Below are 23364 nucleotides of genomic sequence, written 5' to 3' on the forward strand. Positions count from 1 at the left end.
TCCATCCCGAAAGCCACCCTCCCAAAGCCCGTCTCCCACCCGAAACCGCACCCCGTGGCCCGTCTTTCGAGATCCGCCAAAAAATCCCTCCCGAACTCTTGACAGCCCCTTACTCCTGGCTTAAAGTACCGTCCGGTTTATACACCAACACTGTAGACAAAGTAATTAAAATGCGCAAAGTGAAGAAGAGGAGCGAAGGATGAGGACTTTCATACTGTTGGCGCTGGCGGGGTTGGGGGCTCAGTTGGTTGACGGGTCGTTGGGGATGGCCTACGGGGTCTCTTCGACGACGCTGTTGTTGTTCGTGGGGGTTGCGCCGGCGTTGGCGTCCGCGGCCGTTCACATCGCCGAGGTCGGGACGACGGCTGTGTCGGGGATCTCGCACGCCTCGTTCGGCAACGTCGACTGGTCCAAGATCGTCTGGATGGCGGTTCCCGGCGGCATCGGGGCGTTCGCGGGGGCTTACCTCTTGGTCTACGCCTCCACCGCCGAGGCGACGTCCGGGCTGGTCGAGCCTCTGGTGGCGATCATCCTGTTCTCGCTCGGCGTCTACGTGCTCTCCCGCTTCGCCTTCAGGCGTCACGAGCGGCCCGTCAGCGTGAGGCCCGTCAGCCGCAAGTTCCTCTCTCCCCTCGGCCTCGTGGCCGGGTTCCTGGACGCCTTCGGCGGCGGCGGGTGGGGTCCGATCTCCACGCCCACCCTGCTCTCTTCGGGCCGGATGGAGCCGCGTAAGGTCATCGGGACCGTCGACACCAGCGAGTTCGTGGTCGCCCTGTGCGCCAGCCTCGGTTTCCTCTTCAGCCTGAGCTTCGCCGAGATACCGTGGCAGGTCGTCGGGGCGCTGTTCGCCGGCGGTATCGTTGCGGCCCCGATTGCGGCCTGGATCGTCAAGAAGCTTCCGACCCGCATCCTCGGCACGGCCGTCGGCGGCGTCATCCTGCTGGTCAACATGCAGACCTTCTTCGAGGCCATCGGCCTCACCGGGGTAATGGCCAGCATCGGCTACGTCCTGATCCTGGGCGTCTGGATCGCCGCCATAGTCTTCGCCATTTCGGCCATACGCCGCGACCGGGCCATCGGCGCGGAGGGGCAGCCGGCGTAGGGAGCTTGTCAGCAAGAGCTGGATAGGATCCACACGAAAAGCGGCGGGATCGGGCTTTGGTCCGGCCCCGCCGCTTTTTTTCGTCCGGGCGTGGGATCGGGCCTTGTTGTACCTTTCCCGTAAAGGGAGAGGAGGCCGGATGAAGGCGGTCGAGTTTTACTATGACCTCGTGAGCCCGTATTCGTACCTGGCGTACGGCGAGGTGACGAGGATGTGCCGGGAGCGTGGGGCTGAGTTGGCGCTTAGGCCGATGCTGCTCGGGGCGGTCCACAACGCCACCGGCATCCAGGCCCCGATACGGATAGAGTCCAAGGCCCGCTACCAGGCGAAGGACATCCGGCGCTGGGCCGAGCAGTACGGCCTGCCGATCGACTTCCCGGACCCGTTCCCGTTTCGCACCCTGAAGACCATGCGCGCCGCGATGTTTTTGAAGGACCGGGGGGAGTTGGAGGCGTTTACCCGGGAGGCTTTCGTCCTGTACTGGGAAGAGGGCGGCGCGCCGAAGGGACTCGAGGAGGCGGACGAGGACGGGCCCGTCACCGAGGTGGCGCGCCGTGTGGGGGCCGATCCCGAAGAGGTCCTGGCCGGTGCCTCCACTCCCGAAGCGAAGGAGGCGCTCAAGGCCGCCACGTCGGGGGCGGTGGAGAGGGGCGTTTTCGGCGCCCCGGCGTTCTTCGTGGGGGACGAGATGTTCTGGGGCAACGACAGGCTCCACTTCGTCGAGGCGGCCCTCGGGAGGGGCTGAGCGGGGGCGTTATACTGATCCTTCCAAGGGACAGGAACACAGACATCTCGGGAGGGACGTGGAAAGGGATTCGACCGCGCCGGGGCACCCGGCAGTTGACCTGGACCTGAAGGAACGGAGCGCCCTGGTTACCGGCGCCGCAAGCGGCATAGGCCGGGCGGTGGCCGAGCGATTGGCCCGGGCAGGCGCCAGGGTGACGGTGCTCGACCTCGACGGCGAGGCCGCGGAGAGGGTGGCGGGGGAGGTCGGCGGCGGGGCGCTTCAGGCCGACCTGTCGGATTACGCGGCGCTCGACGCCCTGGAGTTCGAGGCGGACATCGTGGTCAACAACGCGGGGTTGCAGCACGTCGCGGCCATCGAGGAGTTCCCGCCCGAGAGGTTCTCCACGATCTTGAGGATCATGCTGGAGGCGCCGTTTCGGATAGTAAGGAAAGCCCTGCCCGGGATGTACGAGAAAGGCTGGGGACGGGTGATAAACGTGTCGTCGGTACACGGCCTGAGGGCTTCCCCCTACAAGTCCGCCTACGTGGCGGCCAAGCACGGGCTCGAGGGGTTCTCAAAGACCGTGGCGCTCGAAGGCGGGCCGAAAGGCGTTACGAGCAACTGCGTCTGTCCGGCTTACGTGAGGACGCCGCTGGTGGAGGGCCAGATCTCGGACCAGGCGAAGCGGCACGGGATCGCCGAAGACGAGGTAATAGAGAAGATCATGCTGACGGAGACCGCGATCAAACGCCTGGTCGAGCCCGAAGAGGTGGCCGAGGTGGCCGCCTTCCTGTGCGCTCCCGAGGCCTCGTTTATAAACGGCGCCTCGCTCACGATGGACGGCGGCTGGACGGCCCGGTAGGGGAGGAGCACGTATGACCGAGACGACCGAAGGTACCCTCCTCTGGGAACCCTCGCCCGGGCTGCGCGAGAACTCGACCATGACCCACTACATGGAATGGCTCGAAAGGAAGAAGCAGCTCTCCTTCGAGGACTACGCCGCGCTCTGGGAATGGTCCGTGGCCGACATCGAAGGCTTCTGGTCGAGCCTCTGGGAGTTCTTCGACATCCAATCTTCCGGATCCTACGAAGGAGTGCTCGGACGGCGGGAGATGCCCGGAGCCGAGTGGTTCCCCGGGGCGGAGTTGAACTACGCCGAGCACGTCTTCCGCAACGCCAGAGAGGACGGTCCTGCCCTGGTTCACGCCTCCGAGCTTCGCCCGACGGGTGAGACGTCCTGGCGCGGGCTCGAAGAGGGGGCCGCCGCCGTCGCTGCGGGCCTGAAGAACATGGGCGTGGAACGAGGCGACCGGGTAGTGGCCTACCTGCCGAACATCCCCGAGGCGGTCGTCTCCTTCCTGGCGTGCGCCTCCCTTGGCGCCGTGTGGTCGAGTGCCTCGCCCGACTTCGGGGCCGGGAGCGTCGTCGACCGCTTCGCGCAGATAGAGCCGAAGGTCCTCTTCGCCTGCGACGGCTACCGCTACGGCGGCAAGGACTTCGACAGGACGGACGTCGTCGCCAGGCTGCAGGAAGAGATACCGACCCTCCAGAAGACGGTCCTCGTCCCCTACCTGAACGAAGGCGCGAACGCCGCGGACCTCGACGACGCCGTACTCTGGGACGATCTGCTGGCCTCGAACGAAGGGGCCGAACTCACCTTCGAGCGCGTCCCCTTCGACCATCCTTTGTGGGTCCTCTACTCCTCCGGGACGACCGGGCTGCCAAAGGCCATCGTCCACAGCCAGGGCGGCATCCTGCTCGAGCACCTGAAGAAGGTCTACCTTCACATAGACCTGCGTCCCGGCGACCGCTTCTTCTGGTTCACGACGACGGGCTGGATGATGTGGAACCTGCTGGTAGGAGGCCTGCTCGCCGGCGCGACCCCCGTCCTCTACGACGGCAGCCCCGCACACCCCGACATGAACGTACTCTGGAAGCTCGCAGAAGAGACGCGCATGACCCACTTCGGCACCAGCGCGGGCTACCTCACGGGTTGCATGAAGGCCGAAATAGAGCCGGGCCGGGACTTCGACCTCTCGGCGCTCAAGGGCGTCGGCTCGACGGGCTCGCCGCTCCCGCCCGAGGGCTTCGGGTGGGTCTACGAACACGTCAAGAAAGACCTCTGGCTCTACTCGACCAGCGGCGGGACGGACCTCTGCACGGCCTTCGTGGGCGGGGTGCCATTGCTGCCGGTGCGGGCCGGGGAGCTCCAGGCCCGGTCGCTCGGCGCCGCCGTCCACGCCTTCGACCCCGACGGGAAGCCCGTCGTGGGGGAGGTCGGGGAGATGGTGATAACCGGGCCGATGCCCTCGATGCCCGTGTTTCTCTGGAACGACCCCGAGGGGGAGCGGTACAGGGAAAGCTACTTCGACGTGTACCCGGGAGTGTGGCGTCACGGGGATTGGATCCTGGTAAAAGACCACGGCGGCTGCGTCATCTCCGGCCGCTCCGACTCGACCATAAACCGCGGCGGCGTCAGGATGGGCACTAGCGAGATCTACTCGGCCGTCGAAGGCGTCGATGAGGTCGCGGACAGCCTCGTCGTGGACATACCGAAAGCGGGCGGCGAGTCCTTCATGCCCCTCTTCGTCGTCCTGCAAGAAGGCGTTGAACTCGACGACGACCTCAAGAAGAAGATCAACAAGAGCATCCGCGAGCGGACCTCCCCGCGCCACGTGCCGAACGAGATCTTCGCCGTCCCGGACATCCCGAAGACCCTCAACGGCAAGAAGCTCGAGGTGCCCGTAAAGAAGATCCTCTCCGGCACCCCCCCAGACGAGGCCGCCAGCCGCGACTCTCTGGGCAACCCGGAGTCCCTGGACCGCTTCGCGGAGCTCTCGCGCAATATCTGAGCCGCGACCGGATAGCACCGTTTGACTCAAGGTACGGGCTGCTCTAGGCTGCGCACCAGGTTACTTTGGGAAAGGAACCGTATAGCTCGGGATACGCGGTGCGTGCGCAAGGTTCGCCGGTCTGAGTGCGAGTCGGGAATAGGGATGAGGGGAGACACGTATGTCTAGCGCGGGTGCGGCCACCCAGGAGGCGCCGGAGAGGTCCATCCTGAAGGTGGCCCTTACGGCTTTGGCGGGGTCGAGTATCGAGTGGTACGACTTCTTTATCTACGGGACGGCGGCGGCGCTCGTCTTCCCGAACCTCTTCTTCCCCGGCTTCGGGGACACGGGAAGTACCATCCTGTCGTACTCGACCTTCGCCGTCGGCTTCGTGGCGCGGCCCGTCGGCGGCCTGATATTCGGCCACTTCGGGGACAAGGTCGGGCGCAAAAAGGCGCTTGTTACGGCCCTGATCCTGATGGGCGTTGGGACGACCGCGATAGGCCTCATGCCTGGCTACGCGACCATCGGCATCGCGGCGCCAATCTTGCTCGTCACGCTGCGCTTCTTGCAGGGCGTCTGCATCGGCGGGCAGTGGGGCGGCGCGGTTCTACTGGCGACGGAGAGCGCCCCGGCCGAGAAGCGCGGCTTCTACGGCAGCTTCGCCCAGATGGGCGTGCCCGTGGCCGTCCTGATCTCCAACATCATCTTCCTCGTCATAGCGGCCACTTTGGGCGACGGGGCGCTGGTCGCGTGGGCCTGGCGGATACCGTTCCTGTTGAGCGTGCTGCTGATCGCGCTCGGGCTCTACATCCAGCTCAAGCTGGAGGACACGCCGGCCTTCAGGCACCTGCAGGAGTACCGCGAGCAGCACCGGTCGGAGGAAGAGCGGCGCGAGGCCGCCGAGGCCGCGGGCTCCCCGGTGTGGGAGGTTTTGAGGACCTACCCCAAGGAGATAGCGCTCGCCGCCGGGGCCTTTATCGCCATCAACGCCAACTTCTACATCCTCATAACCTACATCCTGGACTACGCCACGGCCGAGGTCGGGCTGCCGCAGTCGACGGTACTTACGGCCGTCCTGATCTCCTCGGTGGCGGGCCTCCTCGCCATCGCGGGCTTCGCCGCCCTCTCCGACGTGATAGGCCGCCGCATACCCTACATGGCAGGCGCCGTCCTTCTCGGCCTGTGGGGCCTCCTCGCCTTCTGGCCGCTCGTCGACAGCGGAAGTCCCGGGGCACTGGTGCTCGCGCTCGTTCTGGGCCAGATCTTCTTGAGCATGATGTACGGGCCGCAGGCGGCTTTCTACTCTGAGATCTTCACAACCAAGGTCCGCTACTCCGGGGCCTCGATGGGGTACCAGATCGGCTCGGTCTTCGGCGGCGCCCTCGCCCCGATAGTCGCGACAGCACTCCTGGCCGCAACCGGCACCTCCTTCGCCGTAGGCGCCTACATGGCCGTTGTCTGCGCCATAACCGGCGTCTGCGCCTTTCTCCTCTCCGAAACTTACGGCCGCAGCATGGACGAGTCGGAAGAGGCCCTGCGCGAACGCGGCCCCACCGCCGGCGTGCAGGGGCCTACGACGTAACGAACCACGACACCCAACCGGGATGACTCCCGTGCCCGCAACGGCGGGAGTCATCTCGCGCGACAAAGGAGCGGCCCCTTGTACGAAACCATTCTCTTCGAGAAGGCGGGGGGCGTTGCGAACGTCGCCCTGAACCGCCCGAAGAAGCTGAACGCCTTCGACGGCACGATGCACGAAGAACTGTACGCCGCCCTGGACGAGGCCGCGAACGACGACGAGATCAGGTGCGTCGTGCTACGCGGCGAGGGACGCGGCTTCTCGGCGGGCGCCGACCTCGCCCAGATCATAGAGGGCGCCGACGGCGACCCCGACCTCGGTGAGTACCTGCGCGGCACCTACAGCCGCCTGGTCAAACGGATGGTCTCGATGGAGAAGCCGATCGTCGCCTCGCTGCACGGCCCGGTCTACGGGGCCGGGGTCGGCATCTCGCTCGCCTGCGACCTGCGCGTCGCCGCCGAGAGCGCGAAGTTCTCCGTCGCCTTCATCAAGATAGGCCTGATGCCCGACGCCGGCGTCTCGTTCTTTCTGCCCCGCGTCGTCGGGTTGGGACGCGCCGTGGAGATGAGCATGTTGGGCGACCCGGTCGAGGCCGAAGAAGCCCTCCGCACGGGCCTCGTCAACAAAGTCGTCCCCGACGACGCCCTGGCGGAGGAGACCGCAGCACTCGCCTCGCGCCTCGCTTCGATGCCGACGGCCGCGCTCGGCAAAACGAAGCTGGCCCTCTACGCGAGCTTCGAGGGGGATCTCGATACGGTCCTGGAGCGGGAGGCCGAAGGCCAGACCTTCTGCGGCTACACCGCGGACCATAAAGAGGGCGTCAAAGCGTTCTTCGAGAAGCGGGAAGCGCGGTTCACAGGGCGGTAAGTTGGCCTAGAGCGGTTTTCGGAAGCAATGAGCTTCCGAAAACCGCGCGGTCAGCTTGTCAGCCCGCTGCGGCTTCGCCTCCGCTATCAGCCGTCAGCTTTTTGTTCTTGGCTGAAAGCTGAAAGCTGATAGCTTCCAAAACCGCTTTAGCGTCCCTCTAGCTCGGCGCCGTCCCGCTTGGGAAGCGCGTAGAAAAGAGCCCCGCCGCGGCTCTCGACCGCGAGGTGGCCCCCGCCGGCGAGCTCGGAGAGCATCGCGTCCGCCTCGCGGACGGTGAGGGAGGTCTCCATCGCCGCCTCGGCGGGTGTGATGCTGCCGCCGTTGTTGCGGATGGCCGACAGGAGTTCCTTCTCCTTGTTGTTCGGGGCGGGAAGGGTGTTCCTGCCCTTCAGGATCTGGGGCACGCCCCAGCCGAGGCAGGCGGCGGCCCCGATGACGAACCCTATGCCCGCCGCGGGGACCCCCGCGGTCATGATCACGAGCACCGCGGCGACGAGCAGGGCCACGCCGACGGCGGTGGTCGTGTACGCCGTGTTCAGGTCTCCCTCGTCTCCGGTGCCCCGGTCGTGCCGCTCGAACTCGCCCACCGCGCCTCCAGCCCGTCCTCGTACCCGGGGAGCATTTTAACCCGCGTCGGGCGCCGGACGCATCCGCCCTTCCACAACGATTCGTTCCGTCTGCGGCCCCGGGGGCGCTTCTGTAAGATGGGAGCCGTTTCGCGGCCTGGAAGTAGAAGTTTGCGGAGGACCGTTCGTTGAAGCGGCTACGGGTGCTCATGACGCGGGAGGAGATCGTGCCGGAGAGGCTCGCCGGCGCCACGGTCGTCGTCCTCGACGTCTTTATGGCGACGACGACGCTTCTGACCATCCTCGAGAACGGCGCCCGCGGCGTGTACCCGGCCGAGAGCCTCGAGGAGGCCGAGGAGATCCGCGAGAAGCTGGGACCCGACGACGTCCTGCGCGGCGGCGAGCAGGACGCCGCGCGGATAGACGGCTACGACCACGGCCCCTTCCCCGAAGAGTACGCCCCCGCGATCGTGGCGGGCAAAGACGTGGTCTTCGTGACCACAAACGGCACCCGCGCCATCGCCGACGCCGCGGGCGCCGACAGGGTGATCCTCGGCTGCCTCCGCAACGCCCCCGCCGTCGCCCGCGAGCTGGAAGAGTCGGGCGCGGACTCCATCTACCTCGTCTGCGCCGGATCTGCCGGCCGCTTCACGGTCGAGGACTTCCTCGGCGCGGCCACGATAGCCTCCCACCTCGACCTTAAGGATTGGCGCCTGAACGACGCGGCCTGGCTCGCCCTGGACTTCATGGAAAGACACGGCGAAAACATCCCCGAAGCCCTGAAAGGTGGCCGGGCGGGCCGCTGGTTCGTCGAGCACGACCGGATGGACGCCTTCCGCTTCGTGGCCGACGTCGGCGCGAGTGAACTGGTGCCGGAGGTTAAAGCCGGTCAGCTGGTCAGCACTTCAGCCGGTCAGCAGGGAAGCTGGTCAGCTAGTCAGCACGTCAGCCAGTCAGGAAAAAATACGACAAACCGAAACGATGAAAGCGGGGGCCGCAGGCCGGAGCGTACTGTCTAGCTGCAATGCTGAGAGCGGAGGCGAAGCCGGAGCGTGCTGGCAGGCTGACAAGCTGCCGACCACAGGGAGGCGAAAGTGTCTGAGACGATAAAGGTCCGAAAGGGCGAGGGGTTTGACGTCGAGGCGGTCGAGCGCGTCCTGCGGGAGAAGGTGGACGAACTGCCCGGGGGGACGTTGGAAGTCGAGCAGTTCCCGTCCGGCGCCTCGAACCTTACCTATTTGTTGAGGGTCGGGGATTGGGAGGGGGTGTTACGCCGGCCGCCGATGGGGCCGGTACCACCCAAGGCGCACGACATGGGCCGGGAGTCCGGAATACTCTCGAAGCTGAACGCGGCGTACCCGCTCGCCCCGAAGCCGTACTTTTATACGGATGATGAGGGGATAATAGGAGCGCCTTTCTACGTGATGGAGAAGAGGACGGGCATCGTGATCGACGACTCGTTTCCGGAGGGCGTGGAGCACGACGAGGAGTCGTGCAGGGGTATCTCACGAACCGTCGTCGAAACGCTAGTCGAGCTGCACGCCGTAGATCCGTGGGAGGCGGGGCTGGGCGACCTTGGCAGGCCAGAAGGGTTCCTGGGGCGGCAGACCGAAGGTTGGATCTCCCGCTACGACAAAGCGAAGACCGACGAGATCGAAGAGGTGGGACCGCTCACCGACTGGCTCGCGAAAAACGTCCCCCAGAGCCCCGATCCGACTATCATCCACAACGATTACAAGCTAAACAACCTGGTCCTCGCCCCCGACGACCTGACGGAGGTGCGGGCCGTGCTCGACTGGGAGATGGCGACCGTCGGCGACCCGCTCTTCGACCTGGCCGTCTCGCTCTCTTACTGGATCGAACCGGATGACCCGGACGACCTCAAGGCCGTCATGCCGACGGTGACGGCGACGCCGGGCTTCATGACGCGCAAGGAGATCATCGATCTCTACGCCGAGAAGAGCGGGCGTGACCTTTCGGAGATGCACTGGTACGTGGTCTTCGGCTACTTCAAGCTAGCGGGTATCCTGCAGCAGATCTTCGCCCGCTGGAAGAACGGCCAGACGCAGGACGAACGCTTCGCCACCTTCGGCGACCGTGTCAGGACCCTCATCCTGCACGCCGAAGACCTCTCCCGCACCGGCGACGTCTAGTGGAACGGGAAAACGGGATCGGCGTCCTGGGCACCGGCACGATGGGCGCCGGCATCGTCCAGCTCGCGGCCCAGTCCGGCCACGCCGTCATAGCCTGCGACTCCTCCGTCGAAGCCCTGGAGAAAGCCCAGGTCTACGTCGGCGAAGGCCTCTCCCGCCTGGTGTCGAAAGGAGCTTTCACAGAAGACGAAGCCGCCGCCCACCAGGACCGCATCCAGTGGACCACGAACACCGAAGACCTCCGTGACGCGGGCATCGTCATAGAAGCCATAGTCGAGAAGGTCGAACCGAAAAAGAAGGCCCTCTCGGCCCTGGACGCCCTGCTCCCGCCAGAAGCGTTCATCTTCACCAACACCTCGTCCATCTCCATAACCGATCTCGCCGGCGCCACGAACCGTCCCGAGAAGGTCTGCGGCACCCACTTCTTTACTCCGCCGCCGGTCCGCGAGGCCGTAGAAGTCCCACGCGGCGAGCTCACGAGCGACGAGACCGTCGAGGCGGCGAAGGGCTTTGTCCGCTCCCTCGGCAAGGAGCCCGTCGTCGTGGACGGCGACGTCCCCGGCTTCGTCGCCAACCGGTTCCTGATCCCCATGCTCCTCGAAGCCTGCCGCCTCCTCGAAGCCGAAGCCGCCCCAAAACAAGACATAGACCTCCTCGTAAAAAAAGGCCTCGGCTTCCCGATAGGCCCGTTCGAGCTAGGCGACTTCATAGGTCTCGACGTCGCCTTGGACGTAACCTCCCAGGTCCACCGGGCGACCGGCGACCCCTACTACGCCCCGCCAAAGACGCTCGAAGATCTGGTACGGTCCGGCAAGCTGGGCCGAAAGACCGGAGAAGGGTTTTATAGCTATTAGCGCCGACCGAAGGGAGGCCAATGGGCAGGCTCGATGGCAGGGTTGCTATGGTTACGGGGGCGGGGCGTGGGATCGGGGAGGCGATTGCCCGCCGGTTTGCCAGGGAAGGCGCCCGGGTCTGTTTGACGGACGTGGGGACGGACGGGGTTTCGGAGACGGCCCGCGGGCTCGTCGATGAGGGGATGGACGCTTTCGCGGCGAAGGTCGACGTGACGAGCCGGACGGAGGTCGAGAACGCCGTCGGGGAGACGGTGGACCGGTACGGGCGGCTTGACATCCTGGTGAACAACGCCGGGATCACGAAGGACAACCTCCTCTACAAGATGACCGACGAGGACTGGAGATCGGTCCTGAACGTCCACCTGACGGGGGCTTTCTTCTGCAGCCGGGCGGCGCAGAGGGTCATGGTGGAGCACAACTACGGCAGGATCGTCAACGTCTCGTCGACCTCGGCGCTCGGAAACCGCGGCCAGGCCAACTACTCGGCCGCGAAGGCCGGCATCCAGGGCTTCACGAAGACCCTGGCGGTCGAGCTCGGGCGCTACGGCATCACCGCGAACGCGGTGGCCCCGGGCTTTATAGAGACGGACATGACGCGCGAGACGGCGGCCCGCCTCGGCGTGGACTTCGAAGACTTCGTCGCCGAGCGCGTGAAGACGATCCCCGTCGGCCGCGGCGGCTGGCCCGAGGACGTGGCCGCCTCCGTCCTCTTCTTCGCCTCGGAGGAGGCCGCGTTCGTGAGCGGGCAGGTCCTGTACGTCGCCGGCGGGCCGAGGGACTAGTGCTCTACGAAGAGTTCGTGGGCCGCCCCTCCGAGCCCGTGCGAAACGTCGTCGAACGGGACGCCGTGCGCCTCTTCGCCGAGGCTATCGCCGACCCGAGCCCCCTGTACCGGGACGAGGAGGTAGCCAGGCTGAGCCGTTACGGTCGAATCCCAGCCCCGCCGACGTTCGTGCGCACCTTCGACTACGGGAAGGTGGAGGGTCTGGAGTTGCCTCCGGCGGGCCTGATCCACGGCGAGTTCCGGATCTCTTACGAGCGACCGCTCCTCGTCGGCGACGAGATCCTCTGCCGCCTGACGCTCAAGGACTCTTACGATAAGCACGGACGCCGCGGCCTCCTCGGGTTCCTCCTCTTCGAGCGGAGGGGCGAGGACCCGGAAGGAAACCTCGTCTTCACCACCAACGACACGGTCGTCGTTACGGAGGCCGTGCGGCGTGGGATCAAGCCGTGACCTCCCCGGTCTGGAACGTGGGCGATGAACTGGAGGAACGGACGCTGTCCCCGGTTGACCGCGCCCAACTCCGCCGGTACGCCGAGGCCTCCGGCGACCCTAACCCCATCCACCTCTCGGACGAGGCCGCCGGGGCGGCGGGCCTGCCCGGCGTCATAGCCCACGGCATGCTCACGGTCGCCACTATGGGCCTCCTGTTCTCCCCCCACCTGGAAGACGGCTACGTGAAAACGTTCCGCAGCCGCTTCTCCGGGATGGTCTTTGTGGACGACGTGCTGCGGGTCGGCGGCCGGACGGTGCGGGCCGTAGAGACGGCGGAGGGCCGTCTCTACACCTTCGAGGTGTACGCGCGGCGGGGTGAGGATACCGTCGCCTCGGGCGAGGTGGGCTTCCTGGCGTACGAAGGCTAGCCGGTTCACCGGGGACATACCTTCCCCGCGAACGCCGTCAGCTTTCGGCGGTGGATCTTTCACCCAGGGACTTTGCGGAGAAGAGGACCAGGGCGCAACCGACGGGGAAGAGCAGCTCGTTGATCCCGCGCGCCAGGAGGTCCGAAGCGGAGAAGGAGCCGGGGGCCATCCCGTAGACGAGGCCCAGGATGGAGCCGCCGAAGACCGCCCCGACGGCGAGCCCCGCCGCGACGTGGGCCGCCGCGCCGCCCCGGGTGTGGTCCCCTACCCAGCCGACGGCCAGGCCGAGGCACCCGTACTCGACGCCCTTGAGGACGGCAAGCAGGATCGTCGGGGTTCCCCCCGCATCCGTGCCGCCGGAGAGGGCGAGGGCCTCGATGGTCCCCTTGTGGAGGGCGCGCGAGACTTCGAAAGCGGCGGGCGCCGAGAGCAGGCCGAGCAGGCCCATAAGCGGGACGCGGGCCCTCGAGATGGCCGTCCCGACTGCGAGGCCGACGCACACGAAGACGGACCAGGTGACGCTCTTGACGAGGTCGGCGACAAAGGTCGGCGACCCTGGGCCGCCGAAGACGGAGATCGTCAACAAAACGACCTCGACGCCGAGGCCCAGCAGTATCGCCAGCCACGCCGCGCGCATCAGCCTGGGGCCCAGGTTGGGCGCCGACGATTCCGTGTTCGCGCCGATATTGTTCTGGTACGTCCGCGTCGAAGTCATGCCCCTCCTCTCCGGTCCTCTGGTGGGGCGGCGTCGGGTGGCGCCGCCCCGCTGGGGTCAGGCCTTGCGGGCAATGTAGTAGTAGTTGATGAAGTCGTGGGGGAGTTGCTCGACCTCGATATCTCTGAACCCGGCCTCGCGGAGCATCTCCTCGGCCTTCTCCCTGCCCCACATCGCGCCGAGGCCCGCGCCGCCCTGCGCGAGCGAGACCGTCATGCAGTGCATCGTGGAGATGGTGTACATGAGCGGTCCCAGCAGGTGGTCCATGTTCTTGTGGACGTGGCTGGAGCCGGCGATGTCCTGCATCAGGTAGACGCCGCCCGGGCGCAGGGCCTGCGAGATCTCCTCCAGCACCGCCGCCGGCCTGGCCTGGTCGTGGATCACGTCGAAGGTGGTTATGAGGTCGTAGTTGCCAACCTCGCCGAGGTCCGCGATGTCCCTGACCTCGAAGCGGACGTTGGTGAGACCTTGTTCCTCGGCCTCGGCGCGGGCGCGGGCTATGGCCTCCTCGGAGATGTCGTAGCCGGTGAAGCGGCTCTTGGGGTGGGTCTTCGCCATGAGGTTGAGGGCGCGACCGCTGCCGCAGCCGAGATCCATGACGTCGATGCCGGCTTCGAGCCGACCGGTCAGGCCTGGCACGAGCGGCAGGATCGAGCCCGTCAGGGCCGCAACCACGGTCTGGGCGCTCTCTTCGGCCATCACCTCGTGGAAGCGCGGGTAGGCCGAGTAGGGGACCCCGCCGCCCTTCTCGAAGCTCTCTATGACCCGATCCTCGACGGACCCGAGCAGCGGTATCCACTGGGCCGTGACGGCGATGTTGTCCGGCGACGCCGCCCTCGTCAACCAGGCCGCGTGCTCGACCGGGAGGCTGTACGCCCCGTTCTCCAGCTCATACTCGACGACGCCCCCGGTAACCATGGCGCCGAGCCACTCCCGGACGTAGCGCTCGTCGAGGCCGGCAGCGGCTGCTATCTCTTCGCTCGTTGACGGGTCGAGCCCGGCCATGGCGTCGAAGAGGCCGGTCCTGTGGCCGATCGACGTCATCAGCGCAACGGACGCCTCGTTTATGGTGCCGAGCATCCGCTCCGCGAACGCCTCGGCCCTCTGCTGGTCTATCTCTCGCGTGGTCATGCTGCTCCTTTCTTTGCGTTTTGTCGCTGAGGTCTGTATCTGTTTCGTCCGTGCTTCGCTTCCTGGTGGCCCACCTCCCCGCCGCCCGCCGTCCTACGGGGGTCAGTCGTCCCACCGGTCGCAGACGTGGTCGCGGGAGGGGTCGTAGTCCCGGCCGTCCGCCGCCCCCAGCCTGGGGCCGTAGAGGTGGACCGAGACGGCCGTCTCGCCGCCGGGGTTGCCGACCCGGTGGATCCCGCCGTCGTAGGGCAGCACCGTGGAGACCCCGCCCCCCTCGCGCCACCGCCTGCGCCACAGCTTCCTCAGGCGGGCGTGCTCGAAAAGCGTTCCGTCGTCCAGGCGCTCGTAGCGTTCCTCGGCCACGTGGCCGACGGCGCAGCGCAAAGCCCCCAGGAAGAATGGTCGTGGACCCTGGTCCACGAGCCGGCGGGCCACACGAAGACCTGCAGGGAGTAAGACCCGTCCGGGGCGTCGCGGCGATGGGCCACGTACCAATCCTCGGCCCCCCGCGACCCTTCCAGGATCGGCCCCAGCCACGGGTTCCGCGGATCGGCCAGCTCCCGCCGCAGGTGGGCGACGGCCTCAAGCAGCGTCAACCCCATGGGTGGCATCGGCAGGATCTCGGTGGTCTTGTCCTTGTACGCGAGCGTCATGCTTCGCTCCTTTCCTTTCTGTGTTCGAGGTCTTTGTTGTCGGCTCACGCGGCCGGCCGGGACTCCCCCTCGGGTTCGGCCGGCGACCGGAGCCCCTTCAGGGGCATACGGATGTCGTAGGAGCCGTCCCTTATCGTGTACCTGGCCCCGTCAAAGACCGCCTCCACGAGGCCGAGGACGCGCCGGTTCCCACCGAGGGCAACTGCGGTAAAAACCTCGACACCTTGGTCGGAGGCCCTGAGGGCGAGATCCGTGAGTAGCAGCTTGCCGATCCCTCGGGACTGCCACCCGTCTTCGACCACCAGGGCCACCTCCGCCTCGCCCCGGCTCTCCGGGGCGTACATGGCGTGGCCGACGATCCCGCCCGCCGCGACCGCGACGAGCGACCGGCCGTTCGTGTGGCGCGCGAGGTGGACCGCCAGGGACTCGGGGACCCTCGCGTACGGCATGTGGAACCTCTTGTAGATGGTCTCCCGCGAGAGCCCGCGGAACATGGCCCGCAACCCCTGCTCGTCCCCCGCCGACGGCTCCCTGACGGTGACCGGACGGCTGGGTTCTTGCTTCTTTCGCATCTCTCCATCCTTCTAGGGCAGGAAGACGGCGCCGCCGGGGGCGTACTGGAGGCGCGTCTCGGGTTCGTAACGGTCGGGACCGTCCAGGTTCGAGGTGACGCTCGTGGCCGCCTCGATGACGGAGAAGCTTCTCGCGTTTACCCCGACGAGGTGGGGGTTGGCGAGCATCCCCCTGTAGATGTCCGACGCCTCGTAGTTCTCCATCGCCCGCCGGTCCCGCCAGAGGTAGACGCCGCCGTAGGTGTTCGTCTCAGCGTTCGCCAGCCAGGTCTTGCCGATCAGGCCGGGGAGCTGCGTGAAGGCCGGGGCTATAGCCTCGCAATTGGAGCGGTACTCCTCGTCGGACAGCCCCGCGAGGCCGAAGGTGATGATCTGGACGTGCATGCCTCTCTCCTCTCGTCGTGCGTCCCGCCTAGCCCGCGGCCTGAGGCGCGCCGGCGGCCCTTCCGAGCCGGCCGGCGACCCCGACCATGAACTTCGCTTTTGGCCTGGCGGCCCGCAGCCGGCGGCCCAGGCGGTTCTTCTCTATCTGGTGCGCCACTTCCTCTCGGTGCTGGCGCCACGCCTCGAACTCGAACTGGTGCATCCGTGTCTCCCTTCCTGGTCTGCCTGGGTTCGTACGAAAATTAAAGCCGTGGGGGCTTTCGGGGGCATCGGGCGAAAGGTGCGAAGTTGTGCGCGGCCTTCGTCGGGGGGATAATCCGGGACTAAAGTCGGAGAGAGCATGACGATACGCGTCCTGATAACCGACGACCACGGCGTGGTGCGCCAGGGTCTGCGCATGTTCCTCTCGCGGGACGCCGAGATCGAGGTGGTCGGCGAGGCCAGGGACGGCGAAGAGGCTCTGCGCCTGGCCCGCGAGACGCGCCCGGACGTGGTCTTGATGGACCTCTTGATGCCCGTGATGGACGGCATAGAGGCGACGCGGGCCATAAAGTCCGGGATGGCTGACGTCGAGGTCGTCGCGCTCACGAGCGTGCTCGAGGACGCCTCCGTGGCGGGGGCCGTGAAGGCCGGGGCCATCGGCTACCTGCTCAAGGGGACCGACGCCGCCGAGCTCGGCCGCGCCATACGGGCGGCGGCGGAGGGGCGGGTGCACCTGGCCCCCGAGGCGGCCACGCGCCTGATGCGCGAGGTGAGATCCCCGGAGAGCCCGGAGCCGCTGACGGGCAGGGAAACGGAGGTTCTGGGGCTGCTGGCGCGCGGGCGGTCCAACCGCCAGATCTCGTCCGAGCTCTTTATAGAGGAGAAGACCGTCAAGGGCCACGTATCGAGCATCCTCAGGAAGCTCGGCGTGAAGAGCCGCACCCAGGCCGCCCTCCACGCCGTCCGGACCGGCGTGGTGGGCCTGGACGAGCTCGACGAGGAGTCGTGGTGAGCGCGGAGCCCCGCCACAACGGGTCCGCGAGGCTCCGCACGCTCATCGTCGAGGATTCAGAGGACGACGCGCTGCTCCTGTTGCGCGAGCTCAGGCGCGGGGGCTACGAGCCCGTTCACGAGCGGGTCGAGACACCGGAGGAGATGCGGGAGGCGCTTGCCCGCTCGGCGTGGGATCTGATCATCTCCGACTACCGCCTCCCGCGCTTCGACGCGCCCGCGGCCCTCGGGCTGGCCCGCGAGACGGGCTCGGGCGCGCCTTTCGTCGTCGTCTCCGGCAGGATGGGGGACGAGGAAGCCGTCGCGGCGATGAAGGCGGGGGCCCACGACTACGTGATGAAGGACAACCTCGCCCGCCTGTGCGCCACGGTCGAACGCGGCCTCGACGAGGCGCAAAAGCGGCGGGAGCACAGGGAGACGGCGCACGAGCTCCAGCGGCGCGACGCCATCCTCGCCGCCGTCGGGTTCGCGGCGGAGCGCCTGCTCGGCCAGACCGCCGGCTGGGAGGAAAGCGTGGGGGCCGTGCTGCGCAGGCTCGGCGAGGCCGCCGCGGTGAGCCGCGTCTACGTCTTCGAGAACTTCGCCGAAAAAGACGGCGAACTGTGGAACGCCGAGCGCCACAAGTGGGTCGCGCCCGGCGTCAGGCCCGGCCTCCCCGCCGCCTCCGGCGGCGCGCGCTTCCCTTACAGGGACGACGGCTCGGGGAGGCGGCGGGACTTCGGGCGCTGGGAGGAGGTGCTCGGGCGCGGGGAGCCCCTGCACGGCAACGTGCGCGACTTCCCGGAGAAGGAACGGGCCTTCCTCATGGAGGAGCTCGGGATACTCTCCATGGTCCTGGTGCCCATCTTCGTCGAGGGCCGGTGGTGGGGGTTCATAGGGTTCGACGAGTGCGTGAAGGAGCGCGAGTGGTCGGGGGCCGAGATCGGGGCGCTCGGCGCCGCGGCCGGCACTTTGGGCGCCGCGATCCGGCGCAGGCAGGTCGAAGAGCAGCTCCGCGCCAGCGAAGTGCGCTACCGGGCCGTCGTCGAGCAGGCGACGGACGGCATCTACCTGCTCGACGCCGACAGCAGGCTCGTCCTCGAGACGAACCCGTCGTTTCAGGAGATGCTCGGCTACGCCGCCGGCGAGTTGCTCGGGATGCCCGTCTACGACTTCGTGGCCCACCCGCGGGAGGACGTCGACGCCACCATCGGGCACACGCTCGAGAAGAGGCGCAGGGTCGTCGGCGGCAGGAAGTACCGGCGGCGGGACGGGACCCTCGTAGACGTGGAGGTGGGGGTCAGCGTGATCTCGCTCGACGGCAGGGACGTGATCTGCACGGTCGTCCGCGACGTCACCGAGCGCAAGCGGGTCGAAGAGGCCCTCGCCCGGAGCGAGGGCCGCCTGCGCACGATCGTCGAGACGGAGCCCGAGTGCGTCAAGGTGCTCGACAAGGACGGCGTCCTGCTCGAAATGAACCCGGCGGGGCTCTCCATGATCGAGGCGGACTCGCTGGAGCAGGTGCGCGGGTTGCCGGTCTACGATTACATAGCCCCCGGGCACAGGGACGCCTTCGTGGCTTTGACGGAGAGCGTGATCCGGGGCGGCTCCGGGACCCTCGAGTTCGAACTCGTAGGTTTGAAGGGCACCCGCCGCTGGCTCGAAACCCACGCCGTCCCGCTCCGCGAGGCCGGGGGCGGCATCGCCGGCCTCCTCGCGATAACGCGGGACGTCACGGAGCGCAAGAGGGACGAGGAGGCGCTGCAGGAGAGCGAGCGCCTGTACCGCGCGGTCGTGGAGCAGGCGACGGAGAACATCTTCCTCATAGACGTGGAGAGCAGGCGCATCGTCGAGTCGAACCAGGCCTTCCGCGAGTCGCTCGGCTACTCCGCCGAGGAGCTCCACGCCATGACGCTCTACGACGTGGTGGCCCACGACCGAAGGAGTGTGGACGCCAACATCAGGAGCGTCACGGAGGGAAGGAACCCGTCGGTCGGCGAGAGGAAGTACCTTCGCAAGGACGGGTCCCTGCTGGACATGGAGGTCAGCGCGATAGTGGTCCTCCGCGAGGGCCGGCGGACCATCTGCGCCGTCGCCCACGACGTCACCGAGCGGCGCCGGGCGCAGGACCTTCTGGAGGAGCGGGTGGCGACCCTCTCCCGCATCTCGGCCGGCCTGACGATGGACCTCCCCGGCGAGGCGACGCTGAACGCCCTGGCCGAGGGCGCGGTGGGCGCCAGCACGGCCGTCGCGTGCGGGGTGGTCCTGCTGGACGGGGAAGCCGGCCGGGTCGACCTTTTCGGCTCCCACGGCCTGCCCGGGGGCTACACGGAGGGCCTGCGGGAGGCCTACCGGAACGGGGTGCGTTCCCCGAGCCTGGAGGCCTTCCGCACGCGGCGGCCCGTGCTGGTCCACGGCATGCGCCAATCCATCCTGGCCGACCCCGTCTACGCGCCGGTCCACCGCTTCGTGCGCGACGCGTCCTGGGACGTCGTCTACAGCCTGCCGCTGGTCTCCCGCGGAAAGCCGCTCGGCGCCATGTTCTTCTGCTTTCTGCCCGGGGGGGAGCCGGGCGAGGACGAGAGGACCTTTCTGCGCGCCGTCGCCGACCAGGCCGCCATCGCGGTCGAGAACGCCAACCTTCTCGTGGAGGCCCGCGAGAGGGCGGCCCTGGAAGAACGCCAGCGCCTCGCCCGCGAGTTGCACGACTCCGTCTCCCAGGCGCTCTACGGGATAGTCCTCGGCACGGAGACGGCCCGGAACATGCTCGAAGACGGCCCGTCCGAAGCAGCAGAGCCCCTCGACTACGTCCTCTCCCTGGCCGAGGCGGGGATGGCCGAGATGCGGGCCCTCATCTTCGAGCTCCGCCCGGAGTCGCTCGAGCAGGAGGGCCTGGTGGCTGCCCTCGCCAAGCAGGTATCCGCCCTGGAGGCCAGGCACGGGATCTCCGTCGAGGACGACCTCGGCGAGGAACCGCCCGCCCCGCTGCCGGTCAAAGAAGCCGTCTATCGCATCGCCCAGGAGGCCCTGCACAACACCGTCAGGCACGCCCGCGCCAAGAAGGTCGGCATAAGGGTGCTTCGGGATCACGAACACACCATCGTCGAGGTCGAAGACGACGGCCTCGGCTTCGACGCCGGGTCCGATTTCCCGGGCCACCTCGGCCTGCGCTCGATGCGCGAGAGGGCTGTGCGCCTCGGGGGCACGCTCGAAGTCCTGAGCGCCCCCGGCTCCGGCACGACGGTCCGCGCCCGCATACCCCTGGACCCCGGCGTGTGAACCCTGCCCCCTGGTGCTCTACTCTGGGGGACGCGATAAGAGCGAGACCCCGGAGGAGAGATGGAACCAAACCAACCCGTCGGCAACGACCAGCTAACCCGCCTGGCCCAGTACTTCGACGAGGCCGTAACGTTCTCCAGGCACATAAAATCCAAGGTCGAGGAGGTGGAGCCGGGCAGGGCCGTCTGCCGCATAGACGTCGAAGACGTACACCTCAACGGCAACGGCACCCTCCACGGCGGCGTCTACGCCTCCCTCATCGACAACGCCATGGGCCTCTCGGTGGCGGCGCTGGTGGGGTTGCGCACCGCGACCATAGCCCTAGACGTCCACTTCCTCGGTGCCGTCCGCGAGGGCTCCATCCGCTGCGAAGCCGAAGTGGTGCACCGGACCCGCCGCATAGCGACCGTTGAGGCCAAGGTCCGCGATACCGAAGAGAACCTCGTGGCGATGGGAACGGGAACGTTTCGCATCTTCGAAAAGAGCGGAAACCCGATCGTCTAGAGGCTTCAGGCTACAGGTATCAGGTTTCAGGCAGTGCCGGTGAACTTCTCGGCGCCGACGGGACATGGTTCGCGGCGAGCCGGAAACGGGACTCGTGCTGAAAAGAACCGCTGCGCGAACCTGAAGCCTGAAGCCCGATGCCTGAAACCTCCAAGCGCCGAGCGCGTTTCGCCTTTATCATTCCGGTAGGGTAGGAAAATGGGAGACGGTCTTACGGTCGACCAACCAGGAGGACGCATGTTCGGTACCGAGAAGCCCTGGCTAAAGGTCTACGAGGGGCACGCCGAGGCTGAGACGGAGATCTTCGACGGGTCGTTGTACGACCTGTTCAGGATGTCCGCGGAGAGGCACAGGGGCAAGACGGCGCTCACGTTCTACGGGACCACGTTCGAGTTCGAGCGGCTGCAGGCGCTCGTCGAGAAGATGGCGGGCTCTCTCGCGGCGGGCGGGGTGGGGAAGGGGGATAGGGTCGCGCTCATGCTCCCGAACTGCCCGCAGTACGTCATATCGTTCTTCGCCACCGTTCGCCTCGGCGCGATCGTCACGCAGCTCAACCCGATGTACGTGGAGCGAGAGATCGAGCACATCCTCACCGACTCCGGCGCCGGGACCATAATCGTCTACAAGGACATGTACCCGCGGGTGCTGAACGTCCTGCCCCAAACGAGGCTGAGGGACGTGATCGTCGTGGATTTCGCCGGCGAGCCGGGGGGCCTGGAGCCGGGACACCACTCCTTCGGGGACTTTCTGGCGACCGACGCCGACCCCGCGCCCGACGTGGCCATCGATCCGGCGGAGGACGTGGCGGCGCTGCAGTACACGGGCGGGACGACGGGGGTCTCCAAGGGCGCGATGCTCACCCACCGCAACCTCGTCGCCAACGTGCAGCAGGCCCTTGACCTGTTCATAGACGACCCCGGCGCGTTCTCCAACAACCAGAAGGTGATGGGCATCTTGCCCATGTTCCACATCTTCGGGCTCACGTGCGTGATGCTCTTCGCCATCAAGCAGGGCCTGAACCAGCTCCTCCTGCCGAAGTTCGACCCGCAGGAGGTGATGAATCTCGTCAAGGAGCAGTCCCCCGTGATGTTCAGCGGGGTGCCGACGATGTACATGGCCCTCAACGCCGGCGGCGCCGACCTGATGGAGTACGGCTTCGGCAAGGTCAGGACCTACAACTGCGGCGGCTCGGCCCTCCCCGTTCCCCTCAAGCGCGCCTTCGAGGAGAAGACGGGCCGGCCGCTGTTCGAGGGGTACGGGCTCTCCGAGGCGTCGCCCGTCACGCACTTCAACCCGCCCTTCGCCGGGGAGGGGCGCGAGGGAAGCATCGGGGTGCCTGTGCCGAGCACGGATTCGCGCGTGGTCGACGTCGAGACGGGGCTCGTCGAGATGCCCGTCGGGGAGCCGGGCGAGTTGATAGTCAAGGGGCCGCAGGTTATGAAGGGCTACCTGAACATGCCGGAAGAGACGGCCGAGACCTTGAGGGACGGCTGGCTCTACACGGGGGACATGGCCCGCGTGGACGAGGACGGCTACTTCTACATAGTGGACCGGAAGAAGGACATGATCGTGGCGAGCGGCTACAACGTGTACCCGCGCGAGGTCGAAGAGGTCATCTTCGAGCACCCCGACGTCTCAGAGGCCGTCGCCGTCGGCGTCCCCGACGAGTACCGCGGCGAGTCGGTCAAGGCCTTCGTCGTCAAGAAACCCGGCAGCCCCGCGACGGAAGAAGAGATCCTCGCCTTCTGCAAAGAACGCCTGGCTCCCTACAAGGCCCCGAAGTCCCTGGAGTTCCGCGACGAGCTGCCAAAATCCACGGTCGGCAAGCTCCTCCGCCGCGTCCTCGCCGAAGAAGAACGCGCCAGGGCCGCCGCCACCCCTGCAACCAGCGCCCCGCCCCCTCCGCCACCGGGTTAGGACCCGCCAAAAAGCTGACCGCTGAAAGCTGATAGCCGACAGCGTCCGACCGAAGGGAGGACCCCCTGAACGCGCTCGACCTTTTTCGTCTGGACGGGAAGACGGCCGTCGTAACCGGCGGCGGCCGGGGTCTCGGCCGCTACATGGCAGAGGCCCTCGCCGACGCCGGGGCAAACGTCGTTCTCTGCTCCCGCAAAAAAGACTCTTTGGAGGAGGTGAAGGGGGAGATCGAGGCGAGGGGCGGCAAGGCCCTCGCCCTCGCGTGCGACGTGACCGACCCTGCCGACGTGGAGGACGTCGTCTCGGAGGCCGAGGGCGCCTTCGGGGGCGTCGACGTGCTCGTCAACAACTCCGGGGCCACCTGGGGGGCGCCGCCGGCGGAGATGCCGCTCGAGAAGTTCGACCAGGTCATAGCCGTGAACGTGCGGGGGACGTTCCTGATGGCCCGGGCGGTCGGGAGGCGCATGATAGAGCGCGGGACGGGCGGCACCATCGTCAACATCTCCAGCGTGGCGGGCCTCGTGGGGGGGCACCCCGACTTCATGCAGACCGTCGGCTACAACTCCTCCAAGGGCGCCATCATCTCCATGACCCGCGACCTCGCGACCTCCTGGGCGCCGCACGGCATAACCGTCAACGCCATAGCCCCGGGCTGGTTCCCGACCAGGATGAGCGGCGGGCTCATCGAGAAATTCGAGGAGCGGATGCTGAGCGGGATACCGCTACACCGCTTCGGAAGCGCGGAGGATCTCAAGGGCGTCGTGATCTTCCTCTCCTCGCCCGCCGCCTCCTACATAACCGGCCAGACCCTCGTGGTGGACGGGGGCGCTACGGCCTGGTAGCAGACGTCCGGCCGGTGGTGTGAGATCCGGGGCCGCGGCGGTAGAATCCCGCGACCGGAGACGGCCTCC

The 23364-nt window shown here is 67.3% G+C and carries 25 protein-coding genes; 17 read left to right on the top strand and 8 right to left on the bottom strand.

All coding sequences use genetic code 11. From position 1 onward, the window contains the following. Positions 1–199 precede the first annotated feature (199 nt). The 6 genes from GBA63_RS05020 to GBA63_RS05045 all read left to right on the top strand — a co-directional run bounded on the left by GBA63_RS05020 (position 200) and on the right by GBA63_RS05045 (position 7109). Positions 200–1102 (top strand): sulfite exporter TauE/SafE family protein, encoded by a 903-nt coding sequence (locus GBA63_RS05020; protein ID WP_166174029.1) that lies wholly within the window; start codon positions 200–202, stop codon positions 1100–1102. A gap of 139 nt (positions 1103–1241) precedes the next feature. Next, positions 1242–1847, top strand: coding sequence for a 2-hydroxychromene-2-carboxylate isomerase (locus tag GBA63_RS05025; RefSeq protein ID WP_166174031.1), 606 nt, complete (start codon positions 1242–1244; stop codon positions 1845–1847). A 58-nt stretch (positions 1848–1905) separates the two neighbouring features. Further along, the gene (locus tag GBA63_RS05030; protein ID WP_166174033.1) at positions 1906–2691 is read left to right on the top strand and encodes a 3-hydroxybutyrate dehydrogenase; all 786 of its coding nucleotides are present in this window, start codon (positions 1906–1908) and stop codon (positions 2689–2691) included. Positions 2692–2704: 13 nt separating this feature from the next. Next, entirely contained in the window at positions 2705–4681 is a 1977-nt protein-coding gene (locus GBA63_RS05035) for an acetoacetate--CoA ligase (protein WP_166174035.1), read from the top strand. Positions 4682–4841: 160 nt separating this feature from the next. Then, positions 4842–6245 carry an MFS transporter gene (locus GBA63_RS05040; RefSeq protein WP_166174037.1) on the top strand — a complete coding sequence of 468 codons (1404 nt, stop codon included), beginning with the start codon at positions 4842–4844 and terminating at the stop codon, positions 6243–6245. A gap of 78 nt (positions 6246–6323) precedes the next feature. Continuing rightward, positions 6324–7109 (top strand): enoyl-CoA hydratase-related protein, encoded by a 786-nt coding sequence (locus GBA63_RS05045; RefSeq protein ID WP_166174039.1) that lies wholly within the window; start codon positions 6324–6326, stop codon positions 7107–7109. A 146-nt stretch (positions 7110–7255) separates the two neighbouring features. On the opposite strand, the gene GBA63_RS05050 is transcribed toward GBA63_RS05045, so the two are convergent. Further along, positions 7256–7696 (bottom strand): hypothetical protein, encoded by a 441-nt coding sequence (locus GBA63_RS05050; protein ID WP_166174041.1) that lies wholly within the window; start codon positions 7694–7696, stop codon positions 7256–7258. 167 nt (positions 7697–7863) lie between these two features. Between GBA63_RS05050 and GBA63_RS05055 the strand changes: the two genes are divergently transcribed. The 6 genes from GBA63_RS05055 (at position 7864) to GBA63_RS05080 (ending at position 12326) form a co-directional block, all read left to right on the top strand. Continuing rightward, complete coding sequence (locus tag GBA63_RS05055; RefSeq protein WP_166174043.1) at positions 7864–8694, top strand: 2-phosphosulfolactate phosphatase; 831 nt, start codon at positions 7864–7866, stop codon at positions 8692–8694. A 75-nt stretch (positions 8695–8769) separates the two neighbouring features. Continuing rightward, positions 8770–9828, top strand: coding sequence for a phosphotransferase family protein (locus tag GBA63_RS05060; RefSeq protein ID WP_166174045.1), 1059 nt, complete (start codon positions 8770–8772; stop codon positions 9826–9828). After that, complete coding sequence (locus GBA63_RS05065) at positions 9828–10682, top strand: 3-hydroxyacyl-CoA dehydrogenase family protein (protein WP_228282322.1); 855 nt, start codon at positions 9828–9830, stop codon at positions 10680–10682. The genes GBA63_RS05060 and GBA63_RS05065 overlap by 1 nt, the downstream gene beginning before the upstream one ends. 20 nt (positions 10683–10702) lie before the next feature. Continuing rightward, positions 10703–11464 carry a 3-oxoacyl-ACP reductase FabG gene (fabG, locus tag GBA63_RS05070; RefSeq protein ID WP_166174047.1) on the top strand — a complete coding sequence of 254 codons (762 nt, stop codon included), beginning with the start codon at positions 10703–10705 and terminating at the stop codon, positions 11462–11464. Further along, positions 11464–11916 (top strand): MaoC family dehydratase N-terminal domain-containing protein, encoded by a 453-nt coding sequence (locus GBA63_RS05075; RefSeq protein ID WP_166174049.1) that lies wholly within the window; start codon positions 11464–11466, stop codon positions 11914–11916. Before fabG ends, GBA63_RS05075 begins: the two co-directional genes overlap by 1 nt. Further along, complete coding sequence (locus tag GBA63_RS05080) at positions 11913–12326, top strand: MaoC/PaaZ C-terminal domain-containing protein (RefSeq protein WP_166174051.1); 414 nt, start codon at positions 11913–11915, stop codon at positions 12324–12326. The genes GBA63_RS05075 and GBA63_RS05080 overlap by 4 nt, the downstream gene beginning before the upstream one ends. A 37-nt stretch (positions 12327–12363) precedes the next feature. On the opposite strand, the gene GBA63_RS05085 is transcribed toward GBA63_RS05080, so the two are convergent. From GBA63_RS05085 to GBA63_RS05115, 7 genes are all read right to left on the bottom strand, one after another. Next, positions 12364–13041, bottom strand: a complete 678-nt coding sequence (locus GBA63_RS05085) for a hypothetical protein (RefSeq protein WP_166174053.1) — start codon at positions 13039–13041, stop codon at positions 12364–12366. 57 nt (positions 13042–13098) lie between these two features. Then, entirely contained in the window at positions 13099–14172 is a 1074-nt protein-coding gene (locus GBA63_RS05090; RefSeq protein ID WP_166174055.1) for a class I SAM-dependent methyltransferase, read from the bottom strand. 102 nt (positions 14173–14274) lie between these two features. Further along, on the bottom strand, positions 14275–14535 hold the full coding sequence (locus tag GBA63_RS05095; RefSeq protein ID WP_166174057.1) for a cupin domain-containing protein: 261 nt from the start codon (positions 14533–14535) through the stop codon (positions 14275–14277). Further along, entirely contained in the window at positions 14475–14825 is a 351-nt protein-coding gene (locus tag GBA63_RS05100) for a cupin domain-containing protein (RefSeq protein WP_166174059.1), read from the bottom strand. Before GBA63_RS05100 ends, GBA63_RS05095 begins: the two co-directional genes overlap by 61 nt. A gap of 44 nt (positions 14826–14869) precedes the next feature. Continuing rightward, positions 14870–15397: a GNAT family N-acetyltransferase gene (locus tag GBA63_RS05105; RefSeq protein ID WP_166174061.1), complete on the bottom strand. Its 528-nt coding sequence runs from the start codon at positions 15395–15397 to the stop codon at positions 14870–14872. Between the two features lie 12 nt (positions 15398–15409). Then, entirely contained in the window at positions 15410–15781 is a 372-nt protein-coding gene (locus GBA63_RS05110) for a YdhR family protein (protein ID WP_166174063.1), read from the bottom strand. Positions 15782–15809: 28 nt separating this feature from the next. After that, positions 15810–15983: a hypothetical protein gene (locus tag GBA63_RS05115; protein ID WP_166174065.1), complete on the bottom strand. Its 174-nt coding sequence runs from the start codon at positions 15981–15983 to the stop codon at positions 15810–15812. Positions 15984–16121: 138 nt separating this feature from the next. On the opposite strand from GBA63_RS05115, the gene GBA63_RS05120 reads away from it, so the two are divergent. From GBA63_RS05120 to GBA63_RS05140, 5 genes are all read left to right on the top strand, one after another. Then, positions 16122–16775: a response regulator gene (locus tag GBA63_RS05120; protein WP_166174067.1), complete on the top strand. Its 654-nt coding sequence runs from the start codon at positions 16122–16124 to the stop codon at positions 16773–16775. Then, positions 16772–20032, top strand: a complete 3261-nt coding sequence (locus tag GBA63_RS05125; protein ID WP_166174069.1) for a PAS domain S-box protein — start codon at positions 16772–16774, stop codon at positions 20030–20032. The genes GBA63_RS05120 and GBA63_RS05125 overlap by 4 nt, the downstream gene beginning before the upstream one ends. A 60-nt stretch (positions 20033–20092) precedes the next feature. Beyond that, the gene (locus GBA63_RS05130; RefSeq protein WP_166174071.1) at positions 20093–20536 is read left to right on the top strand and encodes a PaaI family thioesterase; all 444 of its coding nucleotides are present in this window, start codon (positions 20093–20095) and stop codon (positions 20534–20536) included. 237 nt (positions 20537–20773) lie between these two features. After that, positions 20774–22453 (top strand): long-chain-fatty-acid--CoA ligase, encoded by a 1680-nt coding sequence (locus tag GBA63_RS05135; RefSeq protein ID WP_166174073.1) that lies wholly within the window; start codon positions 20774–20776, stop codon positions 22451–22453. Between the two features lie 65 nt (positions 22454–22518). Then, entirely contained in the window at positions 22519–23295 is a 777-nt protein-coding gene (locus tag GBA63_RS05140; RefSeq protein ID WP_166179835.1) for an SDR family oxidoreductase, read from the top strand. The last annotated feature ends 69 nt before the right edge of the window (positions 23296–23364 follow it).

It is taken from the genome of Rubrobacter tropicus (genome assembly GCF_011492945.1).
Classification (GTDB): domain Bacteria; phylum Actinomycetota; class Rubrobacteria; order Rubrobacterales; family Rubrobacteraceae; genus Rubrobacter_D; species Rubrobacter_D tropicus.